The organism is Paenibacillus mucilaginosus 3016 (assembly GCF_000250655.1).
Lineage (GTDB): Bacteria > Bacillota > Bacilli > Paenibacillales > NBRC-103111 > Paenibacillus_G > Paenibacillus_G mucilaginosus.
This window is the reverse complement of the sequence record NC_016935.1, coordinates 2,886,515-2,899,122: the sequence shown is the minus strand read 5'-3', so window position 1 is coordinate 2,899,122 and position 12,608 is coordinate 2,886,515. Positions and strand designations below refer to the sequence as shown.

Genomic DNA, 12,608 nt, shown 5'->3' with positions numbered 1-12,608 from the left:
TAAGGGGCTGCTCCTTCATTATACTAGAACTCACCGTTCGCCTGGATATCCGCCTGATAGGATTCCCGCCACTCCTGCTTCACCTCGCTCCAGTGGCCGCGCTTCTCCAGCGCATCCCGGAACGCCTGCCAGGCCGCTTCGAACTGGGCATCGTCCTTGGCCATCAGCAGCTTGCCCCGGTACTCCTTGCGGATATTCTCCAGCTCCGGCGCATACTTCTCCATGACACCGCCCTGCTTCGTCTGAACCAGGTCGTGCGAATGCGCATTGCGCACGCCGCCCATCTTCGCAATCGCTTCCGTGAACTGCACGGTCTTGGCCGCCCCTTTCTTCTCCGCCTCCGCCGTATTCCACCAAGGGTACCACTTGCTGCTGAAGGAGGAAGTCATGTAGAGCTCGGGCGTCACCTTGGCCTTCTGGGCCACGTCCCCCGCGTTGCGGTCCTTCTTGTAGGCCTCGTCCGTGAACTTCCACTTGCCGAGCGGCCCATCCGTCCAATTCCAATACAGACCGGGAGGCCCCTCGTTGATGACATGCTGCTGCTCCGGCTTCGGCTGCAGGGTGTAATCGAAGAATGTCAGGATCGCCTCCAGATTCTTGGTGTTCTTGTTGATATAGACATCGTAGCCCGGGTACGGGTTCACGACCTGATTCGAACCGATCTTCTCAACGCCCGGCACTTTGGGGAAGGGAATCACTTGATAGTACCACCCGGGCTCTGTAGGACCGTCGAGCGTCTCCCAGGCGGACGCAGGGATATTCCAGAAGCTTCCCACATTCATCGCGATCCGGCCGGCTTTATTCTTCTCCTGGTACTGTTCTTTCTTGTTCGTCACGACCTCGGGGTCGATCAGCTTCTCGCGGTACATCCGGTTCAGCCAATGATAGGCGGCCTTATAATTCGGATCATCGTAGGCGAAAACGAACTCGCCGCCCTTCTTCTCGATTCCCGCCCCGCCGGTCGTCACGCCGAAGGCGCTCATCACGGCGTTCTCGTCGCTCCAGCCGAGCGTGCTGTTCGGGTCCATCAGGAACGAAAGGGGAAGAATCGGCTTGCCCGACGCATCCTTGAGTCCGGCCGCTTTCTTCAGGAACGCCTCGACGCCTTCGAGCGTGGCCAGATCCTCCGCCTTCATGCCGGTCTGCTCGAGCAGATCCGAGCGGACCGTCCAACCCACCGAAGACCAGCCCGGCCACGGATCGTCCGGATTCTGATCAAACCACGTCGGAATGGACCAGATATGTCCGTCCTTATCCTTCATCCGGTCCAGATACTTCTTCGGGATGGAGGCGAGGCCCGGGTACTTCTCCGGCATGGTGAAGTACTGCTCGAGAGGCATAAGCAGTTTGGAGCGGTCCATCGCACTCTTGACCGTCTCGCTGCGGCTGAAGATGGCCGCGTCCTTGAAGCCGCCCGTATTGATCCGCAGGTTGAGCGCAGTCGTCGCATCCCCCTGCGTCGCTTCGAGCTTCACCTCGACGCCCGGCTCCTTCTCCTTCCAATACTTCTGGATCAGGCTGTTGTTGTTGATCGTCGCCGACCAGCCCAGCCACAGCTCGAACGCGCTCGTACTGCCGCCCGCCGGAGCCTCCGAGGCTCCTTTGCCCGTATCGGCCGACGGATTGCTGTTCCCGCTCCCGCTCTCTCCCGCACCCGAACATCCTGCGGATACCGCCAGCATGGCGGCCAGCGTCAAGGCTCCCCACTGTTTGCCTGTCGTCTTGAAACGCATCTCCGTTCCTCCCTGTCTCTGCCTGTTTTGGTATATGGATACTGCCGTATTTCACATCATGGGCTGAACACTGTCCTACCCCTTCACCGACCCGACGAGCACGCCCTTCACAAAATATTTCTGGAGGAACGGATACACGCACAGGATCGGCAGCGCACTCACCATTACAACCGCCATCTTGATCGACATCAGCGTAATATTCTGCATCTGGGAGCTGCGGGCCAGCGCCTCCTGGTTCGTATTCGAGCCGAGGACGGCAGAGATATCCGAAGCCGCGAGCAGCTGCTGCAGGAAGGTCTGGACGGGAATCAGCGACTGGTCGGTCACGAAGAAGGCGCCGGTGAACCAGTCGTTCCAGTGGCCGACCGCCGTAAAGAGTCCCAGGGCGGCGAGCATCGGCTTCGAGAGCGGAATGATGATTTGCAGGAGCACGCGCACCGGCCCGGCCCCGTCCATCTCCGCCGATTCGATCAGCGCTTCGGGAATGCCTTGAATGAACTTCAGCATGACGAACATATTCCAGACCGAGAACATGCCCGGCAGAATGTAGACCCAGAACGTGTTGAGGAGCCCCAGGTTGTTCAGCTGAATGTAGTACGGAACCAGTCCTCCGTTGAACAGCATGGTGATCAGGATATAGCTGAGGATCACTCCCCGGAGCGGCAGCCCCCTGTAGGACAGCCCGAAAGCCACAAGTAGCGTGACGAACAGACCGGATACGGTGCCCGCTGCGGTCCTGGCGATCGTAATGAGATACGCATGGCGGATGACCTCATTACCCAGCACGATCTCATAATTCAGGAGAGTGAAAGCGCGCGGCAGCAGGTACACGCCTCCCTTGGCGGCATCCGCCCCCTCGTTGAGGGAGATCGCCAGCATGTACAGGAACGGATAGAGCACGGACAGGCACATCAGGGACAGCAGAGCGACGATCAGCGATTGGATGACGGTTTCGGCTGCATTCGGTCTCATATGCTTGTCACCACAGCCCTTCGCCGTTCATTCTTCTGGACAGCTGGTTGGTCGTGACGACCAGCACCAGGCTGATCACCGAGGAGAGCAGGCCGACCGCGGTCGCCATGCCGAAATAGCCCTGCTGCAGCCCGCTGCGGAGAACATAGGTATCCAGAACGTCCGCGACTTCCATATTGGCCGAGTTCATCAAGGGATAGATCTGATCCATGCCGACGGTGATGAGGCTCGGGATGCTGAGGATCAGCACGATGGAGATCGTAGGCATGATGCCCGGCAGCGTAATATGGCGGATCTGCGCCAGCTTGCCGGCCCCCTCCACCTTCGCCGCTTCATAGAGCTGCGGGTCGATGGTCGTAATGGCCGCCAGGTAGAGGATGGTGTTCCAGCCGGTCTCCTTCCACAGGCCGCTCGCGATCACCACCGGACGGAACCACTCCGTGGAGCCCAGGAAGAAGATCGGCTCCGCGCCTGCCGCGGTGACCGCCTGGTTCACCAGGCCTCCGTCCAATGTCAGGAAGGCCTGCAGGATGTAGGCCACGACGATCCAGGAGAAGAAGTGCGGCAGGTAGCTCACCGACTGGACGAAACGCCGGAAGGCTGAGTGAGTGACCTCGTTGATCATAAGTGCCAGCAGGATGGGCGCGGGAAATCCGAAGAAGAATTTCAGCACCGAAATGTACAGCGTATTGCGGACCACCGTCCAGAACTGCTCTTCCCCCAGGAACGCAAAATTGTCCATGCCCACCCAGGGGCTGCTCCAGATGGAACTGCCGATCTGAAAGTCCCGGAACGCGACCTGAATCCCCGCCATCGGTACGTAATGGAAGAGAAACAGCAGGACCACGCCCGGTAAAATCATGAGATACTGCCAGCGGTACTTGTAAGCCTTTGCGTACATAAGCATCCCCCTCGTTTCTTTATGATAAAGGGGATTCTTGGAAACAACCATACAACAACGATTGGTTTTATATCGTTTTGATTGGGTGGTGGCCGTTTTGATTCGACGGTCCGCCGAACACCGCAGCTGGGCAACGGACGCCTGCATGTGCCGATAACTTCATTCAGAGAACCCTCCCAATTACGGATGATGCCGGCTGTGCGGCGCTGATCGGCTGCGAAGAGCCGCTCCCGCAAACCGCGGATCACGGTCTGCCAGCAAGGCTTGGCAGCCATCAGAGGTACGGCTCCCCCAATACGTCCACTTAAAGCTTCTGGACCCCAGCTGTTGTCTCACGCTCCGTCAGGAAGCATGAACTCCAGACCCGGTCCCTCGCAGGCGCAGCCATCATTGTCAGAGTCCAACCGGTGTGGATTCCTTGCAGACCCGCCAGCAGCGATGAAGAACTGTGATATTCCATAATTCATTAGAAAACGGAGCCCGCAAATCCGCGTGGCTCCGTTCCGTTGTTCCTTAATTAACTAATATCCGCCAATACGCGAGCAGCCATCAAGCCTGCGCTACTGCCTCCGATACGATTGCTTTTCCTATCAGCTATTCCATATTCATGTTTTCTTTGAGCAGCTCTTTGTCGATCTGCGCCGCTCCCGGAAGCGGTGTGGTGTCAAGGTATCTGATTTCGTAAACGCGCTCGGAGAACTTCCAGCCGTCCTCTGTGCGCTGGTAGCGGTCATGGTACACGGCGTAGTTCAGTCCGCTCCTGCCCTCGCGCAGGCGCGCGAGCTCTGAGATGTAGGCACGGCCGACTGCGGTATCGCCCTGGAGCTGGATCGTGCCCGGGTGCGTGGTTTGCACGAAATAGTCCCACTGACTCTGCAGCCGCTTGCTCCCGGCGCGAATCTGTTCCCGGCCAACGAATTCGACGACTGGGGGAATCCGCCACACGCCGTCCTCCGTGAACAGCGACGCAAGGCGGTCGGGGTCGCGCATCATCACCGTGTCAGTGAACTCTCCGCGCAGCGCATCGATCTTGAAGCGATCAACCATGCTCTGAATATCGCTCATTGCTTTTTCCTCCTCTGTATGGTCTGTCAGATTAAGTTAAAAGATGATACCTCATCCACCGGGTACTGAACTTAACTTCATTTACATGCAGACTGACAACCGGTTGGTTACTGCCACCCTTAACACTCCTTCCTTTTTTATACAACAGACTTTAAGTCAATCATATTGAATCAATTGCATTTATACAAACGCATTTAAACTCATAAATTCATTGATTTAAACGAATAAAAAAATGCTCTTTTTTGGAGAGCGATGCAATATATGAAGGGATAACCATTCCTGAGACTGATCTTGCAGCTCCCTTTTCCTGTCCCCCCCGGTAAGTAGAGTTAAGGGCCGGGATTCCCCCATCCTCATCAAACCGTACGTGCGGTTTTCCCGCATACGGCTTTCCGACGTGCTTCACCTAGGGCAGTACGGCTTTCCGAGATGAGAAAACCGTTTTTCCCAGATTGTATCGAGATAGTTGAGACAGATATTCAATCCGTCATCCAAATACAGCTCCCCGATTGTCAAAGCGTATAATGCCTCGGGCAGCGATGTGAAGACGTTTGCTCTGAACCCTACGGGAGCGGTCGGCTCTCCGCCGCTGGGGGGAGTGTCTTTTTATTTCAGGAAGAACCTCATGAAAGGGCATTCCCATCGACAAAAATTACAGGATATTCTTATTTCGTACGGTACGCACTCCTCTGCAGAGTTGGTAAGATCGTGGAAGGAACAGGAGGTGATCATTGACAGGAAAGCAAGGCATCAGAGAGATGAAAGCGCTTAATAACACAACAACGAAAGGCCAGGTGTCCACACATGTACACACTCATCAATCTCCGCAAAAAAATGACTGCCGTCTTCGCCCTGCTGCTGACCTTCTGCCTGCTGGCGGCGGCCGTCCCTCAAGCTTCTTCACTGCCACAGGCGGAAGCGGCGGCCGCCTTCGCCAAGGGCGCGGATATCTCCTGGGTCCCCGGGATGGAAGCCCAGGGCAAGGTCTGGTATGACAAGAACGGCGTTCAGCGCGACATCCTCCGCATTCTCAAAGAGGACTACCAGATGGACTCCGTGCGCATCCGCGTATGGGTGAATCCGAACATGAGCGATTACGGTAACGGTTACATGAATGCCGATAATGCGGCCAAGCTGGCCAAGCGCGCCAAGGATCTCGGCCTGCGCGTCATGCTCACCCTGCACTACAGCGATTCGTGGGCGGACCCGGGCCAGCAGAACAAGCCGGCGGCCTGGAAAACCCTGACCTTCCAGGGGCTGATGGACAACGTCTGGGCTCATACCGTGTCCGTCATGAACAAGATGAAGAGCTATGGCGTTACGCCGGAGTGGGTGCAGGTAGGCAACGAGACGAACAACGGCATGCTCTGGGAGGACGGCAAGGCATCGGTCTCCATGAAGAACTACGCCTGGCTGGTCAACACCGGACATAACGCGGTCAAATCCGTGAGCAGCACGACCAAGACGGTCGTTCACCTGGCGAACGGGTACGATAACGCCGTATTCCGCTGGAACATCGGCGGCCTGATCAGCAACGGGGCGAACTTCGACGTCATCGCCGTATCGCTGTATCCGACCAGCACCGACTGGTCCACGAAGAATACGCAGACGCTGGCCAACCTGAACGACATGATCGCCACCTACGGCAAAGAAGTCATCGTCTCCGAGGTCGGCATGGATTATACCCAGGCGTCCGCAGCCAAGAGCTTCATCGCCGACATCAAGAACAAGGTGCGCGGCATTGCGAACGGCAAAGGCCTCGGCGTCTTCTACTGGGAGCCGGAGGCATCGCCGGGCTACAACGGCGGTTATAACAAAGGAGCCTGGGGAACCAACGGCAGACCGACGGTCGCCCTCGATGGCTTCCTGAACTAAGCAGCATACGAGAACACCGTCTTGCGCCGAAGGGGCGGAGACGGTGTTTTTCGTGTGGGAGGGTCCCTCCCCCCCCCCCGACAAAATATCGATTTCCTGTGCATTTTGCAGGGTGGAAAGAAAAGGGCGTGCAAAGGTCAGCGGTCTGAGTTACTCTTAAGGGTACAGCAAAGAAAAACGGATCCGAGGGGAAGAAAGAGATGCTGAAGCTGCTTCTGGCTGATGATGAGAAAATGACAAGGGAAGGCATCCGGCGGTCGGTCGATTGGGAGTCCTTCGGCATCACCGAGGTCGTCACTGCCGTGGACGGACTGGAAGCGCTGTCCCTGCTCGAATCGTTCGAACCGGATATCGTCCTGACCGATATCAAGATGCCCCGTATGGACGGCGTCGACCTGGCGTTCCAGGTGCGCCGCAGGTACCCGGGCTGCAAGATCATATTCATGAGCGGCTATGCCGAGAAAGAATACTTGAAGGCCGCGATCTCCCTCAAAGCGATCTCCTATGTCGAGAAGCCGATCGACATGGACGAGCTCGAAGAGGCGCTGCAGGGAGCGGTTCAGCTGTGCCAGCAGGAGAGGCGGCACATGGAGCATGAAGCCTTGACGAAGGAAAGCCTCCACGCGAGCTCCGCCTATCTCCGCCAGGAGATCTGCCTCCAGCTGATCCGGGGCGCCCGCGACGAGGAGCAGCTTCGGGGCCGGCTGCAGCTGGCGGGACTCGTGCTGCCGGAGCAGCCCTCCTGCGCAGCCGTCATGCTCAAGATCCTCCCGCCTCCTCCCTCCCCTGCGGAGCTGGAAGCCTTGGCACAGGAAGCGGCCGGAGCCTGCGGACTGACCTTCCTGCTCGGACAGAAGGACGAGCTGCACACGGTCCTGCTGCTCTTCGCGCCGGGCGACCGCCCGCTGGACGAGAACACGCTGTACGGCGTATGCAAGGCGCTGGCCGGCGCGCTTGGAGAACACACCGGAGGCCGCTTCGCCATTGGCGGAGGACGGATCTCCCCAGGCCTCGAAGAGCTGCCCGCTTCCTACGCGTCGGCCGTTGCACGGCTGCAGGAGACCTTCTACCGGGGGCCGGCTTCGGCCGCCGTCCACCGCGACCAGGCCACCGGCTTCTCGCTGCAGGAACAGTATCATCCCGATCCGTCGCTGCAGAAGACGGTGCGGGAGCTGCTCGTGGACGGACGCTTCGGCGAGATCCGCAGCCTCCTCGGTCGGGTGGCCCAGGAGATTCGCCAGCGGCCGGAGACCCTCATCAACAGCGTCAAGGAGATTTACTACCGGCTGCTGCTCGAGCTCGAAGGGTTCGCCGGGGAGCGGGGGATCTCGCTTTTTCACAGTACCGGACCGGACGATCTGCCCTGGGAGCTCGTCTTCCACTGCCACTTCTTCGAGGACGTGCAGCAGGCGCTGCTCGGGAAGCTCGGCCAGCTCGAGCAGGCGCTGAAGGAGCGCGGCGGCGGGAGCACCGCGGCCCGCATCATCCGGTACATTCACCATCACTATGCCGATGAGAATGTGACTGTGCAGGGAATCAGCGAGCACATGCAGATGACCGCTTCGCACCTCATTGCCGTGTTCAAGGAAGCGACCGGCACCACCGTGAAGCAGTACCTGATGGAATACCGGATCGAGAGGGCCAAGGAGCTGCTCAAGACCGATTCGTACAAAATTTTCGACGTGGCGCTTCAGGTCGGCTACCGGGACGGGGAATACTTTGCGAAGATTTTCCGCAAGCTGACCGGCATGACGCCGTCGGAATACAGGGAGCGCAGCCGCGTATGATGACCTCCCTGACCCGGCTCGGCCGCAAGTGGCTCTACAACACGAAGCTCCGGCACAAGATCCTGTACACCTACCTGCTGCTGATCCTGGTCCCGCTCGGCGCCTACCAGTTCGTTGTATCGGACAAGGTATCCGGGCTGCTCATCAACCACGTCACCTACTCGGCCGAGCAGGGATTCAACCAGACGTATGCCTTCCTGAGCTACCGGCTCCAGCGCATCGGCGAGACGACGGACGTGCTGATCGCGAACCCGTCGATCCTGCGCTCGATCACCGACCCCGGGACGAATACGGATATCCACCGCCAGCTCCAGGATTACAGCGACCTGAAGCAGCAGCTGCGCTCCCTGCAGGACGGAACCGATATCGCCCGGGTGACGCTCTATGTCGACAGCCAGTATGTGTTCGGCAATGAGTCCGAGAACTTCCTGCCGCTGAACTTGACGGAAGGCAACGCCTGCTTCGAGCGTCTCGTCGAGAACAACCCGAAGATGCTCTGGTGCTCCCCCTCGGAGATCGAGACGAAGGGGGCTGCAGCCAACCAGTATCTCTATGTGGTCCGCAGCCTGCTCGACCCGAACAATTACAAGCATACCGTCGGGCGGCTGCGCGTCGATGTCCGGGCGGACACGATCCGCGACATCCTGAAGAACGCCAATGCCGTGGAGAACAGCGTGACGTACCTGGCCTCCAGCGATTCGCGCATCGTGCTCTCTTCCGATCCCATAGCGTCCCCGCCCCCCTTCCCTCTGCCTGCGACCGGCACGCTCCAGGACGGGACGGTTTCGGCCGAGCTCGACGGGACCTACTATCTGTACCGGCCCATTCCTTCCTCGCAGTGGTCGATGGTCACGGCCATTCCGATCGACGAGGTCATGAAGCAGAGCCGCCAGCTGCGCAATGACCTGCTGGCGCTGCTCCTGGTGGTGGCGCTGGCGGCCCACGTCGTGGCCTATCTTCTGTCGGTGTCGGTGACCCGGCGCATCTCCCATCTGACCGGGAGGCTCAAGGATGTGGAGAAAGGCAGCCTGATCCCCCTCGCCCAGACGCAGGGCAAGGACGAGATCGGCGAGCTCATCAAGACCTACAACTTCATGATCGACAAGATCTCCACCATGCACGAGGAGCAGTACAAGCTCGGACAGGAAGTGAAGAGCGCGGAGCTCAAGGCGCTGCAGTCGCAGATCAACCCTCACTTCCTGTACAACACGCTGGACCTCATTAACTGGATGGCCAGCAGCGGCATGAACGACGAGATCCGGCAGGTCGTCAAAGCATTGTCCCGGTTCTACAAGGTCAGCCTCAGCAGCGGCCGGGATGTGGTGACGGTCGGCGAAGAGCTCAAGCATGTCTCCTTCTACGTGCAGATCCAGAACATCCGCTTCGAGAACAAAATCCGCCTCGTGGCCGACGTGCCCGAGGAGCTGCTCGGCTATGCGATCCCGAAGATCACCTTCCAGCCGATCGTCGAGAACGCGATCCTGCACGGCATCCTCGGCCGGGTGTCCCGCGAGGGCACTGTTACGATCTCGGCCGCCAAGGAGGCCGACGATCTTGTGATTACCATTGCCGACGACGGGATCGGCATGAAGGAAGAGCTCGTGCGGCAGATGGACGCCGGCACCTACCGCGGCAGCCTGAAGGGCAGCGGCTACGGCAGCCGCAATGTGCTCCAGCGGCTGCAGCACGTGTTCGGCGAGGGCTACGGCCTCTCCTACCGCAGCACGCCGGGGGAAGGCACGACGGTGACCCTGCGCATTCCCGCCGTGCAGCCTCCGGAGGAATAGGCGGCAGCGGAACTCATACGGATCACACACAAGACCCCTTCTCCTCCACTCAAGGATGAAAAGGGGTCTTTTCTTATCAAGCCGGTTCCACTTCATCAGGCTCTTCCCATGCGTGCGGCCGCATGATGCGCCACATCGGCCCGTGTCCGTTCCCTCAGCAGCGTCCGCTCCCCAATCCCACAGCTAGTTAGGAAAGCAGTGCATCCAGCGAGTAAGCTCCCGCACCGGTCAGTGCAACACCAATCACCACTGCGATCAACACCAGAGGATATTCATATCCGTTTGACGTAACCCACAGTCCGTTCTGGGCATGCACCTTAACAATGGCTCCCAGCATCGTCAGCGTGATCAGCACAGCCGCCAGCGGCGTGAGCAGCCCGGCCGCGAAGAGGGCTCCGCCAATCAGTTCCATGAGTCCGGCCAGCACCGCCATAAGCACGCCCGGCTTCATTCCGATCGACTCCATCCAGCCCCCCGTCCCCTTCGGTCCGTAGCCTCCGAACCAGCCGAACAGCTTCTGCGCCCCGTGCCCTACGAACAGCAAACCTACAACCAACCGAACCAGCAATAATCCCAGTGCCATCATGATCTATCGTCTCCTTTTAGTTTGAATTAAATAATCTTTTATTTAAGATATATGGTGTGCAAATCCCACTTCTTCAAAGCTTCCGTTACAGTTTCAGCAGTGCATCCAGCGAGTAAGCTCCCGCACCGGTCAGTGCAACACCAATCACCACTGCGATCAGCACGAGAGGATATTCATACCCGTTCGCTGTAACCCACAGTCCGTTCTGCGCATGCACCTTAACAATGGCCCCCAGCATGGTCAGCGTGATCAGCACAGCCGCCAGCGGCGTGAGCAGCCCGGCCGCGAAGAGGGCTCCGCCAATCAGTTCCATGAGTCCGGCCAGCACCGCCATAAGCACGCCCGGCTTCATCCCGATCGACTCCATCCAGCCTCCTGTCCCCTTCGGTCCGTAGCCTCCGAACCAGCCGAACAGCTTCTGCGCCCCGTGCCCTACGAACAGCAAACCTACAACCAACCGAACCAGCAATAATCCCAGTGCCATCATGATCATCGTCTCCCTTTAGTTTGAATTAAATAATCTTTTATTTAAGATATATGGTGTGCAAAAGATAAACCAACCTCAACGCTTAGGATACAGCGGATAATCCACCTTGGTCGGAACCTGAATCAGAATCAGCCGAAGGGGGGCGTCCTGCGTGTTCCGGATCTCCACCTCGGTATCGGATGCGGCCGCAGCGACAATAAAGTCCTTGTGATGGAATGCCGTCGGCTCCCTCGAAGACACGCCTGCCGCAGCCCATGTTCCCTGTCCGCGGATCGCCAGTGCCGTTAACGTGTAACCCTCGGGTACGCTCTGCGTATATAGGGCGCCGCCCTGCACTTCCACATCCCACATCCGGATATCGGCAGCGAGCTCTACGGGCGCTCCCCCGCCGATGACGGTTTTGACGCTGACCCCTTCCGCCCGGCTCACCTGCGGGAAATCCTCATGTGCGTACTGGTGATACGTCGGCTGCCGCAGAACGGCTTCCGACAAGTCGGGCTCGAACCAGATCTGGAACAGCTCCGCGCCGGCACTCAGCTTCTCCTTATGGCTTACGCCCGATCCCGTCTGCATGACCTGTACCCCGCCTGCGCCAACCACGCTGTCCGTCCCCAAGGTATCCCCATGATAGGCTGTGCCGCCCACCACATAGGTCATAATCTCAAAGCCCTTATGCGGATGCAGGCCGATTGCAGCTTCCGTCTCCGATGTGGCCCATGCCCAATAGAACAGCGGCCCCACCCGTTTGACCACGGAGCCTTCCCCCGGAAAACCGATCGGCTTCTGCTCCTTAATCCGGCCGCCGTCAAATTCCCCTGTTCCCTGCATGACAGGTGTATATACAAGTGCTTGCATCGTCGTCAACCTCCATTTTCTTATAACATATTGGATTCGATTCCCTTTTGATGCTCAGAACCGGACGTCCTCACTCCCCTAATGCCGCTAACGCGCCTCGGCCGCCTTGCCCAACTGTTTGAGCAGCCCGGTCGCCATCTGTTGGTCTTCCGGCGAAATCACCTTCATCAGGTCATGAATCCGCGCCGCGTGCTGCGGGAAAATCCGGTGGAAGAGCTCATTCCCTGCTTCCGTGATCTCGGCGTACGTCACTCTGCGGTCTTCCTTGCAGGGCACGCGCCGCAGCAGTTCTTTCTTCTCCAGCTTATCGATATTGTAGGTGATGCTGCCGCTGGTGATGAGGACCTTCTCTCCGATCTGCTGAAGCGGAATTCTTCCCTTCGCATACAATACTTCGAGAATCATGAATTCGGACGGGGACAATCCATACTGCTTCACATCCTTCTCGGCCTGCTCCATGATCGCCTTGTATGCCTTCGACAGGACAACGAACAATTTCAGTGAGCCCGCATGGGCCTCATCTAGTTGGAATGGAACGGGCATCCGGCATCACCTCCGCA

At 58.6% G+C, this 12,608-nt stretch carries 12 protein-coding genes; 3 read left to right on the top strand and 9 right to left on the bottom strand.

What is annotated here, in order from left to right; genetic code table 11:
• Positions 1–23: 23 nt before the first annotated feature.
• The 5 genes from PM3016_RS12435 to PM3016_RS12420 form a co-directional block, all read right to left on the bottom strand.
• Positions 24–1,733 carry a type 2 periplasmic-binding domain-containing protein gene (locus tag PM3016_RS12435; RefSeq protein WP_014369702.1) on the bottom strand — a complete coding sequence of 570 codons (1,710 nt, stop codon included), beginning with the start codon at positions 1,731–1,733 and terminating at the stop codon, positions 24–26.
• Positions 1,734–1,808: 75 nt separating this feature from the next.
• Positions 1,809–2,705, bottom strand: a complete 897-nt coding sequence (locus tag PM3016_RS12430) for a carbohydrate ABC transporter permease (RefSeq protein WP_013915926.1) — start codon at positions 2,703–2,705, stop codon at positions 1,809–1,811.
• Between the two features lie 7 nt (positions 2,706–2,712).
• The gene (locus PM3016_RS12425) at positions 2,713–3,606 is read right to left on the bottom strand and encodes an ABC transporter permease (RefSeq protein ID WP_013915925.1); all 894 of its coding nucleotides are present in this window, start codon (positions 3,604–3,606) and stop codon (positions 2,713–2,715) included.
• A gap of 180 nt (positions 3,607–3,786) precedes the next feature.
• Entirely contained in the window at positions 3,787–3,942 is a 156-nt protein-coding gene (locus PM3016_RS41570; protein WP_476638826.1) for an ulvan lysase-like protein, read from the bottom strand.
• Positions 3,943–4,200: 258 nt separating this feature from the next.
• A complete protein-coding gene (locus PM3016_RS12420) occupies positions 4,201–4,671 on the bottom strand; it encodes a nuclear transport factor 2 family protein (RefSeq protein WP_014369701.1) in 471 nt (156 codons plus the stop codon).
• A gap of 804 nt (positions 4,672–5,475) precedes the next feature.
• Here PM3016_RS12420 and PM3016_RS12415 point away from each other — a divergent pair.
• The 3 genes from PM3016_RS12415 to PM3016_RS12405 all read left to right on the top strand — a co-directional run bounded on the left by PM3016_RS12415 (position 5,476) and on the right by PM3016_RS12405 (position 10,120).
• Positions 5,476–6,546: a glycoside hydrolase family 53 protein gene (locus PM3016_RS12415; protein WP_014369700.1), complete on the top strand. Its 1,071-nt coding sequence runs from the start codon at positions 5,476–5,478 to the stop codon at positions 6,544–6,546.
• Positions 6,547–6,746: 200 nt separating this feature from the next.
• Positions 6,747–8,333 (top strand): response regulator, encoded by a 1,587-nt coding sequence (locus tag PM3016_RS12410; protein ID WP_014369699.1) that lies wholly within the window; start codon positions 6,747–6,749, stop codon positions 8,331–8,333.
• Positions 8,330–10,120, top strand: coding sequence for a cache domain-containing sensor histidine kinase (locus PM3016_RS12405; protein WP_013915919.1), 1,791 nt, complete (start codon positions 8,330–8,332; stop codon positions 10,118–10,120). Before PM3016_RS12410 ends, PM3016_RS12405 begins: the two co-directional genes overlap by 4 nt.
• A gap of 187 nt (positions 10,121–10,307) precedes the next feature.
• Here PM3016_RS12405 and PM3016_RS12400 read toward each other — a convergent pair whose 3' ends face one another.
• From PM3016_RS12400 to PM3016_RS12385, 4 genes are all read right to left on the bottom strand, one after another.
• Positions 10,308–10,706, bottom strand: coding sequence for a DoxX family protein (locus tag PM3016_RS12400; RefSeq protein WP_013915918.1), 399 nt, complete (start codon positions 10,704–10,706; stop codon positions 10,308–10,310).
• A gap of 85 nt (positions 10,707–10,791) precedes the next feature.
• Complete coding sequence (locus PM3016_RS12395) at positions 10,792–11,193, bottom strand: DoxX family protein (RefSeq protein WP_041619102.1); 402 nt, start codon at positions 11,191–11,193, stop codon at positions 10,792–10,794.
• Between the two features lie 75 nt (positions 11,194–11,268).
• Positions 11,269–12,048, bottom strand: coding sequence for a pirin family protein (locus tag PM3016_RS12390; RefSeq protein WP_013915917.1), 780 nt, complete (start codon positions 12,046–12,048; stop codon positions 11,269–11,271).
• Between the two features lie 87 nt (positions 12,049–12,135).
• Positions 12,136–12,591 carry a MarR family winged helix-turn-helix transcriptional regulator gene (locus PM3016_RS12385; RefSeq protein WP_013915916.1) on the bottom strand — a complete coding sequence of 152 codons (456 nt, stop codon included), beginning with the start codon at positions 12,589–12,591 and terminating at the stop codon, positions 12,136–12,138.
• Positions 12,592–12,608: the final 17 nt, after the last annotated feature.

What these genes read in the sequence shown, in the direction of transcription:
- PM3016_RS12420 (WP_014369701.1), bottom strand. Translation starts at nt 4,671, where the DNA reads ATGAGCGATATTCAGAGCATGGTTGATCGCTTCAAGATCGATGCGCTG.
- PM3016_RS12395 (WP_041619102.1), bottom strand. Translation starts at nt 11,193, where the DNA reads ATGATGGCACTGGGATTATTGCTGGTTCGGTTGGTTGTAGGTTTGCTG.
- PM3016_RS12415 (WP_014369700.1), top strand. Translation starts at nt 5,476, where the DNA reads ATGTACACACTCATCAATCTCCGCAAAAAAATGACTGCCGTCTTCGCC.
- PM3016_RS12435 (WP_014369702.1), bottom strand. Translation starts at nt 1,733, where the DNA reads ATGCGTTTCAAGACGACAGGCAAACAGTGGGGAGCCTTGACGCTGGCC.
- PM3016_RS12390 (WP_013915917.1), bottom strand. Translation starts at nt 12,048, where the DNA reads ATGCAAGCACTTGTATATACACCTGTCATGCAGGGAACAGGGGAATTT.
- PM3016_RS12410 (WP_014369699.1), top strand. Translation starts at nt 6,747, where the DNA reads ATGCTGAAGCTGCTTCTGGCTGATGATGAGAAAATGACAAGGGAAGGC.
- PM3016_RS12425 (WP_013915925.1), bottom strand. Translation starts at nt 3,606, where the DNA reads ATGTACGCAAAGGCTTACAAGTACCGCTGGCAGTATCTCATGATTTTA.
- PM3016_RS12405 (WP_013915919.1), top strand. Translation starts at nt 8,330, where the DNA reads ATGATGACCTCCCTGACCCGGCTCGGCCGCAAGTGGCTCTACAACACG.
- PM3016_RS12385 (WP_013915916.1), bottom strand. Translation starts at nt 12,591, where the DNA reads ATGCCCGTTCCATTCCAACTAGATGAGGCCCATGCGGGCTCACTGAAA.
- PM3016_RS12400 (WP_013915918.1), bottom strand. Translation starts at nt 10,706, where the DNA reads ATGATGGCACTGGGATTATTGCTGGTTCGGTTGGTTGTAGGTTTGCTG.
- PM3016_RS12430 (WP_013915926.1), bottom strand. Translation starts at nt 2,705, where the DNA reads ATGAGACCGAATGCAGCCGAAACCGTCATCCAATCGCTGATCGTCGCT.